Here is a 16136-nt window from a genome sequence, read left to right as displayed (position 1 = left end):
GGCCTCAAAGGCCCGCCAGCTGCACCGCTGTCAGGGCGGCCAGCATCCACAGCTCACACCGCTGGAGGAACCATCCGGCCAGGTCCCCGGTGATACCGCCGAAGTCCCGCCGGGACACCACGGTATACCGGCCCAGGGCCGCCAGGGCGGCGGCCAGCACCGCCCAGCCCGAGGCGCCCCCGGCCCCCACCAGGATCATGGATACCACCAGAATCACCCCGGTGAGGATGGCTTTCACCCGCCTGCGGTCGGCGGCGGTGGAAAAGGTATAGGCCAGGCCGCTGTGTTTGGCCAGCGGCAGGGCGGCCACCGCCCAGCCCGAAATCGCCCGTTCCAGCACAAAGCCCAGCTGCATGCAGCCCACTGCTTTAGGGGTCAGGGGCAGGGTTCCCCACAGGGCAAAGCTCAGCACAAACCAGCTGCACAGCCGGATCACCGCAAAGGCCCCGCAGTGGGAGTCCTTGAGGATGGAAAGGCGTTTTTCCTGGTCGCCGTAGCTGGCCAGGGCGTCGCAGGTGTCGGCGTAGCCGTCCAGATGAATCCCGCCGGTGATCCACACCGGCAGCAGGCAGAACACCGCCGCCCGCAGCAGCACCGGCAGTTCCAGCGAGGCCGCCAGCCAGCCCCAGATCCCGGCAGCCGCGCCGCACACCACTCCCACCAGGGGGAAGGCGCACAGGGCGTACCGCATGTTCTGTTCGTTCCAGATGGGCTGGGGCACCGGCACCGCCGAGAACATCCCGAAGGCCACCGATACCGTCTGGCCCATGATTTTCAGCCGGCCCGGCATCTTTGCGCCGGCCCGTTCGGTCCAGTCCTTCACCCGGGCCGTTCCCCGCGCCCAGCCTGCCCGGATTTTTTCCCGGGCCTTTTCCATGGTTTCCTTGTTCATTCCTCTGCCCCCTTGTAGTAATACGGCAGCCCGCAGACCACCTCGCAGACCCGGTCGGCCCGGGCCGCCAGCGCCCGGTGCGCCCGGGCCATCAGGCTGAGATAGTCCTCGGTTCCCGGGGCGTAGTCCCGCCCGCCGGCAAAGATCTCGTTGGAGACCACCACCAGTGCGCGGCACTGCACCCGCAGATGTTCGATTCCGCCCAGAATGGCGTCCAGAGCCCCTTCCGGGCCGGCTCCCGCCGGGCTGTACAGCTCATTGGCCGCCAGGTTGCCCAGATCTTCTAGCAGCACCGTCCCGCCCGGCCCGGGCAGGGTCAATCCCGCCAGGCCGGTGTACCGTTCCACCGTCACAAAGCCTTTCTCGGCCCGCATGAGCCGGTGGCGGTCAATCCGGGCATGGCACTCGCCGTCCATGGGCTCCATGGTGGCCAGATAGTACCGGGGCCCCGGCCCCGCCGCCAGCACCAGGCTTTCGGCGTATTCGCTTTTTCCCGAGGCCGACCCACCAATCACCAGCGTCAGCATCTCACACACCTTCTCCCTGGGGCTGGTAGGCCTCCACCCCGCACTGGTCAAAGCTGTAGCTCTCGGCGTAGACCGCCCGGGCCATATCCCACAGGGGGATGGAGGCCACCGCACCGGTCCCCTCTCCCAGCCGCATCCCGGCGGTGATGAGGGGCTGTTTGCCCAGAGCGTCCAGCACCGCACGGCCGGCCGGCTCCGCCGACACATGGCTGGCAAACACCGCCTTGGCCGCGCCGGGGCAGAGCCGCACCGCACACAGAGCCGCCACCGTACTGATGAGGCCGTCGGCCAATACCGGCACCCGGTACGCCGCGCCCCCCAGAAAAACGCCGCACAGGCCCGCCAGGTCAAAGCCCCCCACCTTGGCCAGCACGTCCAGGGGATCGGCGGGGTCGGGGTGGTTGACTTCCAGCGCCCGCCGGACGGCGATCCGCTTGCGGGCCAGGCCGGCGTCCGACAGGCCGGCGCCCCGGCCCACAAAGTCCTCCGCCGGGCGGTCCAGCAGAGCGCAGGCCACCGCCGCCGAGGTGGTGGTGTTGCCGATGCCCATTTCGCCGGTGGCCAGAAGATTCACTCCGGCCTCCGCCTGGCGGGCCACCAGGGCCGCCCCGGCCAGCACCGCCTGTTCCGCCTGGGCCCGGGTCATGGCCGGGCCGCAGGTAATATCTCCGGTGCCATTGCCCACACGGCAGGACAGCACCCCCTCTGTGGGGGGAAAGTTCAGAATGCCCATGTCCACCGGCACCACGGCGCACCGGGCGGCGTGGGCCATCCGGCAGACGGGGCTCTCCCCTGCCGCAAAGCCCCGGGCCACTGCTGCGGTGACCTCCGGCCCGGTCTGGGTGACCCCCTGGGCCACCACTCCATTGTCGGCGCAGAGCACCAGCACCGCCCGCTTGTCAAAACACAGCTCGGCGCTGCCGGTGAGGGCTGCCGCATCTTCCAGCATGGTCTCCAGCAGGCCCAGACTGCCCAGCGGGTGGGCCAGGCTGGCCCAGCGCTGATGGGCCGCCGACCGGGCGGTCTCATCCGCCGGGGCCGAGGCCCGTTCCAACAGGGTTTCGATGTGCTCTAACTGTTCCATTTTCTTCACCTTCCCTTTCGATAGGCTGCCGCCGCGGCGGCAAACCGTTCCGCCAGCCGGGGCTGGCCCGCAAAGTACAGATGCGGGAATCCGGCGTACAGGCTGGGGGAACTATACCCGCAGGCCCAGCGGCGGCCGTCCGGCTTTTGGGCCTCGAAGGCCTCTCCCGGCCGGGTGGAGTCCCAGTGGTGGAACTCATGGGCCGGAGCGGTCTCCCCCGCCCGGAACAAAAGGCTGTCCTCCCGGGCAGTGAGGGCCGCATAGCCGAACCGCACCAGCCGTCCCACCCGGATTCCTTCTCCGGGCAATACTCCTGCCATGGGCCACACCGTCCCGGCCTCATCCGCCAGGCTCTGGCCCAGGTAGAGAAAGCCTCCGCACTCGGCCACGGTGGGCATCCCGGCCTTTACTGCCTCCGCAATGGCCCGGCGCATGGGCTGATTTTGGCTCAGGGCCCGAGCGTGCAGCTCAGGGTACCCGCCGGGCAGATAGAGGCCGTCGGCCTCGGGCAGGGCCGCATCCGCCATAGGGCTGAAAAAGACGCACTCCGCCCCCGCCTGCCGCAGGGCTTCCAGCCCTTCGGGATAGCAGAAGGAGAAGGCCGCGTCCCGGGCCACTGCAATGCGGGCCCGCACCGGGGGCAGAGGCTGGGGCGCGCCGACCGGCGCCGGCCGGCGGCACAGATCCAGCAGCTTGTCCAGGTCGGCGTTGGCCTCCAAAGCATCCGCCAGAGCGTCCAGACGGCCGGTCAGGTCCTGGATTTCCTGGGCGGTGTACAGGCCCAGGTGGCGGCTGGGCAGTTGGGCGGCCTCCAGCCGGGGCAGGCAGCCCACCACCGGCAGGCCGGTCTCCTGTTCCAGCAGGGGGGCCAGCCGGGCGGCGTAGGCCGCCGAGCAGTCGTTCAGCAGCAGAGCCGCCAGGTGACTGTTTTGCCGGAAAGCCTGCAATCCCTTGATCTGGGCCGCCAGGGTCAGACTGGCGCCCCCAGGCCGCACCACCAGCATCACCGGCAAATCCAGCGTGTCCGCCACCTGCCAGCCGCTGGCGGCGTCAGTGAGACCTGCGCCGTCGTAGTACCCCATGGCCGACTCCACCACCGCCGCCCCACGGCCCGCCAACCGGGCCTCATAGAGGGTTCGCAGCCGCTGGGGCGGCGTGAGGTACAGATCCAGGTTGCAGCTGGGCACCTCCAAAGCCGCCCGGTGAAACATAGGGTCGATGTAATCGGGGCCGCACTTGAAGGCGCAGGGCTTCATCCCCCGCCGCCGCAGCGCCCGCAGCAGGGCGCAGACCACCGTGGTCTTGCCGCTGCCCGAGGCCATGGCCGCCGCCATCAGCTGGGGAATCTTTGGGTTTTCCATGGCCGCAGCCCTCCTTTAATCCTGTGCGGTGAGAATGAAAATCGGGTTTTCGGCCCGGAGGAGATGGATTTTTCCGCTCCCGGTATGGGAGGCCGCAATCTGGCTGACCTGCACCGTCCGGCCCAGAGCCGTCAGGGCCGCCACGGCCGAGGCCAGGGTCTCCACCGTCACGGCGGTGATGCAGACCCGGGCGGCGGGGTTCGACCGATACACGGCGGCCAGAATCTCCCCTATCTCTCCCCGGGTGCCCCCGATAAAGACGGCGTCGGGGGCGGGTAGGCCCTCCAGAGCCGCAGGGGCTCGGCCCTCCACCACCCGGACGTTCCAGCCGCCCAGACGGCGGCGGTTCTCCCGGATGAGGTCACAGGCCTCGGGCAGGCATTCCACCGCCCACACCGGGGCCCCGCCGTTGGCAAAGGCCAGTTCCAAGCTGACGCTGCCGGTGCCGGCCCCGATGTCCCAGACCGTCTCCCCGGGGCGGATGGCCAGTTTGGCCAGCACCTGGGCCCGGACGGCCTGTTTGGTCATGGGGATGGCCTCGGCCCGCACAAAGGTCTCGTCGGGCCAGCCCGGGGTCCGGGCCGGAGCCCGGGAGACCGGTTCCATCAGCAGCACCGCCAGGGGGCCGAAGGTCCGGCCGGCCAGTTCTCCGGCCGTGCCGGCGGTAATGGTCTCGCCGGGGCAGGCCAGGTTCTCCCCCACCGTCACCGGCAAATCCCCCAGTCCGGCCTCAGCCAGGCGGGCGCAAAGGTCGGCGGGGCCGGTGTCCTTTCCGCCGGTGAGGAAAAACACCGGCTGTCCACTGCAGACAGCGGCCACCGGGTCACAGGCGGTGCCGTGGGCCGACACCAGTTTCCAGTCCTGCCAGGGGCGGCCCAGACAGGCGGCCAGCAGCTGGACGCTGGAAAGTCCCGGCAGCACCCGGGCAGGGATGTTTCTCTGGGCCAGCCGTTCCAGCAGGCCCACCGCCCCCGAGTAAAACCCGGTGTCCCCGCTGTAGAGGGCCACGCAGGGCCCCGGGGAATCCAGCACCGCCGCCAGCACGTCATCGGCCCGGGCGGCGGCGACTCTCTCGGCGGTCAGGTCCTGGGGCAGGGCATCCAAAAGGCGCCTGGCCCCCACAATCCGCACCGCCTCAGCCAGGGCCCGGGCGGCCTCGGCGGTGAGGGTGGCGGCCGAAGCCCCCATTCCCACCAGCGTTACCTGTTCCATGATGCCACCGCCTTTCTGCACTGGCCCAATACTTCCTCATAGGATGCGCCGCCGTCGGCGGGACGACGGATCACCACCAGGGTGGCCCCCGCTGCCCGGGCGGCTTCCACTTTGGCTCCAAAGCCTCCGGCCTCGCCGCCGTCCTTGGTGACCAGATACCGGGCCGAGAACTGCCGCAAAAGGGCTTCGTTCATCTCCCGGGTGAAGGGCCCCTGCATGGCCACGATGTTCCGGGCCGGGATGCCCGCCGCCGCGCAGGCGTCCAGCCCTTCATGGCTGGGCAGGACCCGGGCGATCAGCCGCTGGCCTCCCAGAGGCCCAAAGACCACCAGCTCCTTGGCCCCGGTGGTCAGCAGAATATTTCCCTGGGTGCCGGCCAGCAGCCGGGCCGCCGAAGCCGCATCGGGGGCGGTCAGGGCGTCCTCGGGCAGAGGGCTGGCGGGGCGGAGCAGCCGGAGACAGGGCACCCCGGCCTGTTCACAGGCCGTCCGGATGTTGGCGCTAGCCTGGGCGGCGTAGGGGTGGGTGGCGTCCACACAGAGGGCCGCCCCCGCCACCAGAGCCGCCATGCCGGCAGGGTCCAGCCGGCCGGTGTGAACCGTGATGCCCGGGGCTTCCCCCTGCTGGATCTGGCCGTATTCGGTGGCCACGCAGACGGTGACCGGGATTCCTTCCGCCGCCAGCTGATGGGAGAGGGTCCGCCCCTCGGTGGTGCCGCTGAATACGGCAATCCCTGTCATTTCCGGTACCCCCGCGGGGTGATGAGGCATCCGTTCTGGACCCGGGTCTCGGAGGAGCCCACAAAGACGGTGGTGAACATATCCAGCTCGGCGCTGTGCAGCTCTTCCAGGGTCAGCAGGCGGGCGGTCTGGCCGCCCCGGGCAATATTCCGCACCCAGCCGCAGGCGGTGTCGGGGCGCAGGCCCGCATCCAGCAGGATCTCACAGGCCCGGCGGAGGGTATCTTTCCGCCGGTGGGAGGCGGGGTTATACAGGCAGAGGACAAAATCCCCCGCCGCCGCGGCCCGCAGCCGCTTTTCCACCATCTCCCAGGGGGTCAGCAGGTCGGACAGGGACACGGTGCAGAAGTCATGCCCCAGAGGCGCACCCAGCACCGCCGCCCCGGCCAGGGCCGCGGTCACGCCGGGAACCACTTCCACCTCCACCATGGGATAGTTCCCCGCCAGTTCCAGCAGGGGCGAGGCCATGCCGTACACCCCCGCATCGCCGCTGCACACCAGAGCCGCGGTGCGGCCCTCGGCGGCCAGCTCCAGCGCCATCCGGCACCGGTCGATCTCCTTGGTCATGGGGGTGGAGCGCATCTCCTTGCCCGGGAACAGGGGGGCCACCAGGTCCAGATACACCGTGTATCCGCAGATGACATCCGCCTCCTGCAGGGCGGCACGGGCCGCCGCCGTCATTCCCAATGCGCTGCCGGGCCCCAGGCCCACTACATAGACTTTGTTCATTCCATCCACTTCCAATCCGGCTCAAAAGCCTTTGCGGCCAGGGCCAGCGTCGCGCCGTCCCCGGCCTGTTTGGGTATTTGCAGCGGCCCGCCCTCTGCGCCCAGCACGGCGGCCCGCTCACACACGTTGTCCACCCCCACCGTCCGGGCCACAAAGGCCGAGGGGGTGAAGGTTCCTTCCACCTGTTCCAGCTGCTGCGCCGAAAAGGTCCGCAGGGGCCAGCCGTGGGCCCGGCAGAGGTCCAAAAGCCCCGGTTCCCGGGCTTTGAGGTCAATGGTACAGACCATGGCCACCGCCTGGGCCGGGATGCCGGCCACTGCAAGGGCCTGCTGCACAGCTTGTTCCAGCCGCTGGACCGGCACGCCCCGGCGGCAGCCCATTCCCAGTACAGCGGCCCGCGGGGCAATCCAGAGGGGGCCCGGGCCGGGGTCGGTAAGGGTGACGGCGGCGTCGCAGGCCGACTTGTCCCCCGTCAGCTCCACCCCGGCGGGGGGTGCGCCGGCAATGGGCCAGTCGCTGTAGATGCAGCAGGTTTTCCCCGCCAGGATGGCGGCGGAAAAGTACTTGATGGTTTCGGGCCGCGGGATGACGCAGCCCTGCGCCCGGGCCCAGTCGTCCACCGGGAACAGTCCCCCGGCATCGGTGGCGGTGGTCAGCACCGGCACCGCGCCGCAGACTTTGGCGATGGACCGGGCCAGAGCGTTGGCCCCGCCCAGATGGCCCGACACCAGGGGCACCGCAAAGTGTCCCTGCTCGTCCACCGCCACCACGGCGGGGTCCTCGGCCTTATGGACCAGGTGGGGGGCCACCGCCCGGACGGCGATGCCGCAGGCCCCCACATACACCAGCCCCGCCCCGGAGGCGAAATGTTCCGCCGTCCAGCCGGCCAGGGTCACCGGCCCGCCGCAGCGGACCGCCTCCCCGCCCAGGGCGCGGGCCAAATTTTCGGCCAGAGCCAGACCCCGGGCGCTGAAGGCCAGATAATACAGCCTCACAGGGAGGCCTCCCGGTATTCGGTGGTGAACGAGGGGTCGTAGAGCTTGCTCCGCTCATAGCCCCCCTGCCCCAAAAAGCCCCCCACCAGCACCAGAGCGGTCTTGCGGATGCCGGCCTCGGCCCCTTTGGCCGCCAGGGTGCCCACGGTGCACCGGACGATTTTTTCCTCCGGCCAGGTGGCCTTATAGACGATGGCGGCGGGGGTGTCGGGGGTATAGGCCCCCTTCAGCAGCTCCTCCTGGACCTGGGGCAGCATCCCCGACGACAGGAACAGCACCATGGAGGCCCCATGGGAAGCCATGGAGGCCAGGCTTTCTTTCTCAGGCACCGGGGTCCGGCCTGTCAGCCGGGTGATGATGACGCTCTGGCTCACCCCCGGCAGGGTGTATTCTGCCCCGAGAGCCGCCGCCGCCCCGCAGAAGCTGGACACCCCCGGGGTGTCGTCCCAGGGGATGCCGGCGTCGTCCAGGGCGTCCATCTGTTCCCGGATGGCCCCATAGACGCAGGGGTCCCCGGTGTGGAGCCGGACGGTGTCCCGACCGTCGGCCTCGGCGGCCCGGATGGTGTCCAGAACCTGTTCCAGGGTCATTTCGGCGCTGTTGTAGATGGGGCAGCCCTCCGGCGCCATCTCCAGCAGGGCCGGATTCACCAGGCTGCCGGCGTAGATGATGCATCCCGCTTCGCCCAGCAGTTTGGCCCCCCGCAGGGTCAGCAGGTCGGGGGCTCCCGGCCCTGCTCCCACAAAATGTACCATCTTCTCACCCCTCCTTGACCACAATGGTCACAAAGTACCCGGCGTCCAGGGCGCGGACGGCGTCCTGGTCCAGGCTGGGCAGCACCAGCTCCCCCGGCAGGCCGCAGTTGGCCACCAAAGCGCTGCGGTCCGACAGGCCCTTCTGCTCCAGGGTGTTCAGCACCTGGGGCAGGCGGCGGGCGCTCTTCATCAGGATCTTGGTGCCGGGCCAGTCCAGGGCCGCCGCCAGATCTTCCTCCTGGCCGCTGGGAATGATGTGCAGCGGGGTGTCGATCTCGGTGAGGCTGATGTTCAGCCGGGCCGCCGACGCGCAGAAGCTGGGCACTCCCGCCACCCGGGCGGTGGCAAAGCCCTCCTCGGCCAGGTGTTCCATGAGGTAGGAGCAGGTGGCGTAGATGGACACATCCCCGATGTTCAGCATGGCCACATCCCGGCCGGCCTCCAGCCGGTCCCGGACCAGGGCCATGGCCGCGTCATAGGAGGCTTTCCGCTTGGCCGGGTCGGGGGACATAGAGATATCCAGAGGGAGAATTTCTTTTCCCTCCAGGTCCACCGCCTGGCGGGCGATGTCCAGGGCGATCTGGTTGCCCCCGGCGGTGCGGGGGGCGGCAATCACCGGGCATTCCCCGATGATCCGCACCGCTTTCAGGGTGAGAAGTTCGGGGTCCCCCGGGCCGACGCCCACCCCATAGAGTGTACCTTTATTGTTCATGATGTTCTTCCCTCCAGCTATGGATGATGGCCTCGGCCTGAGGGCTGACCCCCAGGGTGCCGTATACGTTGGAAAAAAGCAGGATCCCCGCCTCATAGGCGCCGGCGGCCCGGCGCTCCACATGGCGCTGGGCGGCGGCGGTGAGGCTGGCCAGCACCGGCGGACGGAGGTTTTCCTCTTCCAGCAGGGCAATGCAGGCGTCGGTGGTGGCGGCTTCCATCAGCCGGGCGCAGAGGCTCCGGCTGGCCCCGGCCACCGCCGCATGGGCACAGAACAGCTCACAGCGGCCGTCGGCCTGGCGGGAGTGGGTGTTCATGATCCCCCCGGCCAGCTTGACCAGCTTGCCGATATGGCCCGCCAGAAGCACCTGGGCAAAGCCCTCGGCGGCGGCCATGTCCAGAGCGTCGCCGATGAAGTTGGAACACCGCACCACCGGCACGCCCAGCCCGTCCAGGCCGTGGGCCGCCAGAAAGTCCGCCCCATAGTTGCCGGGGGTCAGAATCAGCCGGCGGCTGGTCTGGGCGGCCTGGCGCACCTCCACCGCAATGGTGTCCACAATGGCCTGTTCGCTCATGGGTTCCACGATTCCCGAAGTCCCCAGCACCGACAGGCCGCCTTCGATGCCCAGCAGGGGGTTGAAGGTCCGTTTGGCCCGCTCCTCCCCGCCGGGGATGGAGACAATCACCTCCACCCCGCCGGCATAGCCCGCCTCGCGGCAGATGTTTTTCACCGCCTGGGCGATCATCTGCCGGGGAACATGGTTGATGGCGGCGGCCCCCACCGGCTGATCCAGGCCGGGCCGGGTGACCCGGCCCACCCCTTCCCCGCCGTCGATGCGGACCCCCGGTTCCTCCGTCCGCCGCACCAGCGCGGTCACCAGCATTCCATGGGTGACGTCGGCGTCGTCGCCCCCGTCCTTGCGGACCGAGCAGACCGCCCCGTCCTTCGTGCGGGCCAGGCCCTCGGGGCAAACCTCCACCGTCCAGCCCTTGGGGGTGGGCAGAGAGAGGGTTTCGGGCATCTCACCCAGCAGCAGAAGCCGCGCCGCCCCCGACGCCGCCAAAGCGGCGCAGGTGCCGGTGGTATAGCCGCAGCGCAGCATCTTCTGGCCGCTGCGGATGTAATGTTCAAAGGCCACGGCCTGTTCCTCCTTGCGGATGCGTTTAGTTCAGGTCCTGGGTCAGGTGGGCGGCATACAAGGCCTGGATCTCCTCCCGGCGGCCCAGACCCTCCAGGGTGGCGGTGACGGCATAGCCGTCCTGCTCCAGCAGGGTTTTCCAGCTGTCGGGGCCCTCCCCGGCCATGTCGTTGAGGGCATGGTCCCCGGCCACCAGCATCAGGGGGGCCAGGTGGACCCGTTCCACCTTCATACTGCGCAGGGTCTCGCGCACTTCCTCCAGGGTGGGCCAGCCCTCCACCGTACCCACGCGGATATCCGGCCGACCGGCCAGCTCAAAAATGGTCTGGATGGCCGGATACACCACGTTGGCAAAGTGGGTGGAGCCGTGGCCCATCAGGACCACCGCCCGGCCCGCCTCGGCGGGGAAACGGTCCGCCACCATGGCGGCCACCGCCCGCAGGTCTTCGGTGGAGGCCAGCAGGGGCCGGCCCACCCGCAGCCGGGCAAAGCCGGAGGCGGCGAACAGGGCTTCGGCCCTTAGTTTATCATATTCGACGCCGCAGAGGAAGTGGGTGGGCTGGACAAACACGTCCTCCACCCCGTCCCGGCGCAGCGATTCCAATGCCTCGGGCAGGCTGGGCACCGGCTGGCCCCGCCCGGCCAGCACCCGGCGGATCATGCCGCTGGTGAAGGCCCGGACCATGACCCGCTCCGGAGCGGCGGCGGACAGGGCCTGTTCCACCGCCTCGATCTCCTGGCGGGCCGAGGGCACTGTGGTGCCAAAACTGACGCAGATAAGGGCTTGTTTCATGGGTTGGCTCCTTTCATGGGCCGGTACCAGATGGCGGGCCGGCCGTCCATTTCGGTGACCCGGGCGTCCACATGGTAGACCTGCCGGATCAACTGTGGTGTGAGTACATCCCGGGGCGTGCCGCTGCCGGCCAGTTCCCCGTCCTTCAAAGCGTACAGCCAGTCGCAATAGGCCGCCGCCAAATTCAAATCGTGCAGCGCCGCCACCACCGTCAGGCCCAGACCCCGCACCAGCTCCATCATGGACAGCTGGTACTGAATATCCAGGTGGTTGGTGGGCTCGTCCAGCAAAAGGCACTTCGTCTGCTGGGCCAGGGCCCGGGCCAGCATCACCCGCTGGCGCTCCCCGCCCGACAAGGTCCCGAAGCTGCGTTTTTCCATGCCGGCCATTCCCACCGCCGTCAGGGCGTCGGCAGCTATCTGCCGGTCGGCGGCGGTGTCCCGCTGGAGGGGTTTCTGGTGGGGCGCACGGCCCATCAGCACCAGTTCCTCCACCGTGAAATCAAAGGCATAGGCATTGTGCTGGGCCACCACCCCGATCTTTTGGGCCGACTGGCGGAGGGTATAGTCCTGCAGGGGCCGGCCATCCAGCAGTACCGCCCCGCCGGTGGGGGCAAGGGTGCGGTAGATGCATTTGAGGAGGGTGGATTTGCCGCTGCCGTTGGGGCCGATCAATCCCACAAACTGCCCCGTGTGGGCGGTCAGGTCGATGCCGTGGAGGATTTCCCGGCCGCCGGCGGCGGCGCGGAGGGCTTTGGTTTCCAGTTTCATGGGTTGGGCCCTCCAAAACCGTAGCGGCTGCGGGCCATCAGGCCCAGAAACACCGGGGCGCCCAGCATGGCGGTCAGGATGCCCACCGGCAGCTCGTTGCCGGGCAGAATCACCCGGCAGAGGACGTCGGCCCACAGCAGGAACAGCGCCCCGCCCAGCGCCGACAGAGGAATCAGGCGGCGATGATCGCTACCGAAGGCCAGCCGCACCAGATGGGGAATCACCAGGCCCACAAAGCCGATGATTCCCGCCGCCCAGACCGACAGCCCCACCAGCAGGGAGGCCGCCGCCAGGTAGACCATCCGCCGGCGGCGCAGGGAGACCCCCAGGGTCAGGGCGGTGTCCTCCCCCAGCAGCATCAGATTGAGGGGGCGGCACTGGGTGAGGAAAAAGGCGGTGCCGCCCAGGGCGGCGGCCAGCAAAACGCCGTTCACCGGCCAGGACGCCCCCGCCAGGCTTCCCATGGTCCAGCGGACAATCTGGCTGGCGGCCCGGTCGGGGCCGGCCTGGTAGATCAGGAAGTTGGAGAAGGCCCCGCAGACCGCCGACAGGGCCGCCCCGGCCAGCAGGAGCTTGACGGTGCTGGGCCGGCCGCCGGCGTTGGCCAGCAGGACCACCGCCGCCGACACTCCCATGGCCCCCAGAAAGGCCATGACGCCCACAAAATTCTCTCCAAAGGCGGCGCCTACCCCCAGCAGCAGGGCCAGGGAGGCCCCCAGCGACGCCCCGGAGGAAATCCCCAGCACATAGGGGTCGGCCAGAGGGTTCTGGACCACCGCCTGCATCACCGCGCCGCACAGGGACAGACAGCATCCCACCGCCGCGGCCAGCACCAGCCGGGGCAGCCGGATCAGCCACACCACGTCGTGGATGGGGGTGCCGGGACCCCAGCCCTCCGGGATGGGCCGGCCCAGCACCTTCCAGGCCAGTTCATCCCGGAGGACGGCGTAGACCTGGCCGGCGGGCAGCGGGTTGGTGCCCATGCACACCGCCGCCAGAAAAGACAAAGGCAGCGCCGCTCCCAAAAGGGCCAGCGTCAGCCCGAAGGCGGGCCGAAAGCTCCGGCGGGCCATCAGGCTGCATCCCCATACAGGCCGGCGGCAATGGTGCGGATGCCGTCCACCGTGCGGGGGCCGGCGGCATAGATATCCCCCAGCATCACCGGGTATACCCGGCCGTTCTGCGCCGCCGACAGGCTGGCCAGGGCGGGGTCCTCTGTGATGGCCGCCAGCTGGCTGGCCATGACCGTCTCAGGGTCCTCCCCCGAATAGGCCATATACACCACGAAAATCACCTCGGGGTCGGCGGTGACCAGGGCTTCCTTGCTCATTTCGCTGCCCTCGGGCTGGACCAGCTGGCCTCCCAGCTGGGTCACCATATCCCCTGCCAGGGTGTTGGCCCCGTAATTGGTCACCGTCCCGCCGATGGGCTCCACCACGGCGGTCCGCACCGCCGGGCGGCCCTCCACTGCCTGGAGGGTGGACTCGATCTCCTGGCGCATTTCGGCCACCAGGGCCTCGGCCCGGTCCTCCACGTCAAAGATTTTGCCCAGGTTCAGAAGGTCGGTGTATTCGTTTTCCAGGGTGCGGGAGCCGCCGGGGCAGGTGTTGCTGTTCATGTAGGTTCCCACTCCCTTGGCGTTCCATGCGGCGGTATCACCCAGGTTCTTCTCGCTGAACAGGGACCCCCAGGACAGGATCAGGTCGGGCTGAAGCAGGGTCACCGTCTCCTTGTCGGGGGCAAAGACATCGGCCTGGTAGTTCATTTGGGCAAAGCCCTCCTGCCACTCGGCCTTGACCTCATTGTCCAGGCCATAGGAGGCCACCACATGGTCCTCCAGGCCCAGGGCGATCATGCTCTCGATGGAGCCCTGGTACACCGCCACCACCCGCTGGGGGGCCTGGGTGTAGGTATAGGTCACCGGCTCGCCGGCGTAGTTGTAGTTGGTGATGGTCACCGGGTAGTGGCTGTTTTCCGGGGCGGATGTCTGGGGGACGACGCTGGAGGCCGGCGGGGTGGTGCCGGCGGCGCAGCCGGCCAGCTGGACGGTCAGGGCCATGGCGGCCAGGGCTGCAAGGAAGGTTCTGCGTTTCATGGGATCTTCTCCTTTCGCCTGTACTGCACAGCGCTGCAAAAAGAAAACGCCCCTCTCATAATTCCCTTATGAGAAAGGCATCCCAAAGACAAAGCTCCTCCAAGGGCAGGCCGCGGGGCCCGCCCTCCAAAAATCAGCGCACTTGTTTTCCGCGCCGGCGTTTGGTCCGTCCGCAGCGCGGGTTCTGCCCTTCCGCCGCCGGACAGGCTCCGGGGCGTGCAGTATGAACCGACAGGGCAGGTCTTCCGGCTCGGGCGTCAGCGCCCCGGCCTGCCTTCCCGCATGATCGCATGCAGTGACATCGTTGGCCGGAGCTCCTCCCTTACGGCGGCGGTCCCGCACAGGCTTTGCACCTGTTTCCCTATTCTCCCGGCCGGCCCTGCGGCCCCGGGCACCCTGCGGCGCTTTGTGTTTTATAGCATAGCATAAACCCGGCTCTGCCGCAAGGTTATTCCTCGTCTCCGGCGGCCCGGCGCTGCTCGGCAAACACCGTCTCGATCAGCTCGTCCAGGTCGGACAGGTAGGTCAGCTGGCAGCAGGCCCGGCGCAGGGCGGCCGCCCCTTTCAGGCCCTTCATATAGTGGATGGCCTGAGCCCGGGCCTGGGGCATGGCGGTGCGCTCCCCCTTCTGCTCCACCATCTCCTCCACCTGGCGGCGGAGGGCGTTCATCCGGGCCTGGAGGTTGGGCTCGGGGGGCGCTTCGCGGCCCTCGATGGCGGCATTGACCCGCTCAAAGAGCCAGGGATCCCCCAAAGCCCCCCGGGCGATCATCACGCCGTCGCACCCGGTCTCCTGCATCATGGTCAGAGCGTCGGCGGGGCTGTTGATATCCCCGTTGCCCAGCACCGGCACCTTCACCGCCTCTTTCACCGCACGGATGATGGACAGGTCGATGCCGGGGGTGTACATCTGCTCCCGGGTGCGGGCGTGGACGGCGATCAGCACTGCGCCGGCCTGCTCACAGGCTTTGGCGCATTCCACCGCCGTCACATGGTCGGCGTCCCAGCCCTTCCGCATCTTGACGGTGACGGGGCGGCTGGTATGGGCCACCACCTGGGCCACGATCTCTCCGCACACCTCGGGGTGAAGCATCAGCTTGCTGCCGGCGCCTCCCGATACGATCTTGGGGGCGGGGCAGCCCATGTTGATATCCAGAAAGTCGAAGTCGTATTCCTCCAGGGCGGCGGCAGCCTCGCCCATGATGGAGGGCACTTCCCCGAAGATCTGCACCCCGTAGGGGGCGCCGTTGGGCTCGGCCTTTACCAGGCTCAGGGTCTTGTAGTCGTGGTAGGTCAGGGCCCGGCTGGACACCATCTCGCTGACGGTGAACCCCGCCCCGTGCTGGGCCATCAGCCGCCGGCAGGGGGCGTCGGTGAAGCCGGCCATGGGCCCGAACACCGCCCGGTGGGCCAGGGTCACCGGCCCGATTTGGATTGTCTGCATAGTCTCTCCCCGCGCCGTTTTTCCGCCGGCGCGCTGCAAAAAAGGGAGGCCAGCCCCTGCGGCTTTGCCGCCGGGCCGGCGTCCCCTGGTGTGTCGCTTATTCGCCGAGGTGAATCCGGTCCAGGACTCCTTCGGCCTTGGCCCGGGCCAGTTCCAGATGATGGGTCAGGGCGTCGGCGGCCGCCGACCAGTCCCCGGCCAGAGCCGGCTCCAGAATGGCCAGATGCTCATCGCAGGTGTCCCGCTGGCCGATCATGCCCACCTTGCCGGTCATGATCCGGAACCGGGTGTTCTGGCCGGTGATGGAGTCATGGGCCGACCGGAGGTACCGGTTGGGCAGGGTGCTGATGAGCAGCTCATGGAACGCGTCATCCCCTGCGCAGAAGTCCGGCATCAGTTCCGGATGCTGCATCAGGGTGACGAAATGCTCCAGCTGGTCCCGCGGAAGCTGGGATCCATACATCCGCAGCGCGTAGGGCTCCACCAGAAGCCGCACTTCGTAGATGCTGTGGACGTCCTCGTCGGTGATGGGGGACACCATCAGGCCCTTCTTGGGCAGGATGGTGATGAGCCCCTCCTGCTCCAGGCGGCCCAGCGCATCCCGCATGGGGGTGCGGCTGATGTTGCCCATCTCGGCGCACAGCTTCTGTTCGTTGAGGAACTGGCTGGGCGCATACTCACAGTTCAAAATTTTGGTTTTCAGGTATTGGTAAGCCTGCAGCTTTAAGCTGGGCTTGGCGGTGGTCTCGTTTTCTTTCATTCTTCTCTGCCTTCCCTTGAAATGCCGGCCCTGCAAACCGGACTTTGGACGCTGATGCCCCGGCCCTCTGAGGGATTCTGCACCCTGTGCGCAGCGCACCCGCGGCCGATGGCAATAGTAATACAGTTTT

At 68.5% G+C, this 16136-nt stretch carries 17 protein-coding genes and 1 riboswitch; all 17 genes read right to left on the bottom strand.

What is annotated here, in order from left to right:
* Positions 1-4: 4 nt before the first annotated feature.
* The gene (locus tag B5E67_RS02335; RefSeq protein ID WP_242956722.1) at positions 5-892 is read right to left on the bottom strand and encodes an adenosylcobinamide-GDP ribazoletransferase; all 888 of its coding nucleotides are present in this window, start codon (positions 890-892) and stop codon (positions 5-7) included.
* Positions 889-1419 (bottom strand): bifunctional adenosylcobinamide kinase/adenosylcobinamide-phosphate guanylyltransferase, encoded by a 531-nt coding sequence (locus B5E67_RS02330; protein ID WP_087382466.1) that lies wholly within the window; start codon positions 1417-1419, stop codon positions 889-891. Before B5E67_RS02330 ends, B5E67_RS02335 begins: the two co-directional genes overlap by 4 nt.
* A gap of 1 nt (position 1420) precedes the next feature.
* Complete coding sequence (cobT, locus tag B5E67_RS02325) at positions 1421-2503, bottom strand: nicotinate-nucleotide--dimethylbenzimidazole phosphoribosyltransferase (RefSeq protein ID WP_087382463.1); 1083 nt, start codon at positions 2501-2503, stop codon at positions 1421-1423.
* Positions 2504-2508: 5 nt separating this feature from the next.
* Positions 2509-3849: a cobyrinate a,c-diamide synthase gene (locus B5E67_RS02320; protein WP_087382866.1), complete on the bottom strand. Its 1341-nt coding sequence runs from the start codon at positions 3847-3849 to the stop codon at positions 2509-2511.
* Between the two features lie 30 nt (positions 3850-3879).
* Positions 3880-5076 (bottom strand): precorrin-6y C5,15-methyltransferase (decarboxylating) subunit CbiE, encoded by a 1197-nt coding sequence (gene cbiE / locus B5E67_RS02315; protein ID WP_087382863.1) that lies wholly within the window; start codon positions 5074-5076, stop codon positions 3880-3882.
* Positions 5064-5816, bottom strand: a complete 753-nt coding sequence (cobK, locus tag B5E67_RS02310) for a precorrin-6A reductase (protein ID WP_087382460.1) — start codon at positions 5814-5816, stop codon at positions 5064-5066. The genes cbiE and cobK overlap by 13 nt, the downstream gene beginning before the upstream one ends.
* Positions 5813-6544 (bottom strand): precorrin-3B C(17)-methyltransferase, encoded by a 732-nt coding sequence (gene cobJ / locus B5E67_RS02305; protein ID WP_087382457.1) that lies wholly within the window; start codon positions 6542-6544, stop codon positions 5813-5815. The genes cobK and cobJ overlap by 4 nt, the downstream gene beginning before the upstream one ends.
* A complete protein-coding gene (locus B5E67_RS02300) occupies positions 6541-7539 on the bottom strand; it encodes a cobalamin biosynthesis protein (RefSeq protein ID WP_087382454.1) in 999 nt (332 codons plus the stop codon). The genes cobJ and B5E67_RS02300 overlap by 4 nt, the downstream gene beginning before the upstream one ends.
* Positions 7536-8294, bottom strand: a complete 759-nt coding sequence (gene cobM / locus B5E67_RS02295) for a precorrin-4 C(11)-methyltransferase (RefSeq protein ID WP_087382451.1) — start codon at positions 8292-8294, stop codon at positions 7536-7538. Before cobM ends, B5E67_RS02300 begins: the two co-directional genes overlap by 4 nt.
* Positions 8295-8298: 4 nt before the next feature.
* Positions 8299-9006 (bottom strand): precorrin-2 C(20)-methyltransferase, encoded by a 708-nt coding sequence (cobI, locus tag B5E67_RS02290; RefSeq protein WP_087364579.1) that lies wholly within the window; start codon positions 9004-9006, stop codon positions 8299-8301.
* Positions 8996-10144: a cobalt-precorrin-5B (C(1))-methyltransferase CbiD gene (gene cbiD / locus B5E67_RS02285; RefSeq protein WP_204246514.1), complete on the bottom strand. Its 1149-nt coding sequence runs from the start codon at positions 10142-10144 to the stop codon at positions 8996-8998. The genes cobI and cbiD overlap by 11 nt, the downstream gene beginning before the upstream one ends.
* Positions 10145-10169: 25 nt before the next feature.
* Entirely contained in the window at positions 10170-10937 is a 768-nt protein-coding gene (locus tag B5E67_RS02280; RefSeq protein WP_087382448.1) for a sirohydrochlorin cobaltochelatase, read from the bottom strand.
* Positions 10934-11707, bottom strand: coding sequence for an ABC transporter ATP-binding protein (locus tag B5E67_RS02275; RefSeq protein WP_087382445.1), 774 nt, complete (start codon positions 11705-11707; stop codon positions 10934-10936). The genes B5E67_RS02280 and B5E67_RS02275 overlap by 4 nt, the downstream gene beginning before the upstream one ends.
* Complete coding sequence (locus B5E67_RS02270; RefSeq protein ID WP_087245269.1) at positions 11704-12780, bottom strand: iron ABC transporter permease; 1077 nt, start codon at positions 12778-12780, stop codon at positions 11704-11706. The genes B5E67_RS02275 and B5E67_RS02270 overlap by 4 nt, the downstream gene beginning before the upstream one ends.
* Positions 12780-13802 (bottom strand): ABC transporter substrate-binding protein, encoded by a 1023-nt coding sequence (locus B5E67_RS02265; RefSeq protein ID WP_087382441.1) that lies wholly within the window; start codon positions 13800-13802, stop codon positions 12780-12782. The genes B5E67_RS02270 and B5E67_RS02265 overlap by 1 nt, the downstream gene beginning before the upstream one ends.
* A 217-nt stretch (positions 13803-14019) precedes the next feature.
* Positions 14020-14216, bottom strand: a riboswitch (cobalamin riboswitch).
* Positions 14217-14250: 34 nt separating this feature from the next.
* Complete coding sequence (gene dusB, locus B5E67_RS02260; protein ID WP_087364589.1) at positions 14251-15246, bottom strand: tRNA dihydrouridine synthase DusB; 996 nt, start codon at positions 15244-15246, stop codon at positions 14251-14253.
* A 97-nt stretch (positions 15247-15343) separates the two neighbouring features.
* Entirely contained in the window at positions 15344-16006 is a 663-nt protein-coding gene (locus tag B5E67_RS02255) for a GntR family transcriptional regulator (RefSeq protein WP_087245263.1), read from the bottom strand.
* Between the last annotated feature and the right edge of the window lie 130 nt (positions 16007-16136).

Origin of the sequence: Faecalibacterium sp. An122, from assembly GCF_002160895.1 — a bacterium.
Taxonomy (GTDB): domain Bacteria; phylum Bacillota; class Clostridia; order Oscillospirales; family Ruminococcaceae; genus Faecalibacterium.
The sequence above is the reverse complement of the archived record's forward strand: the minus strand, read 5'-3'. Positions and strand labels throughout refer to the sequence as shown.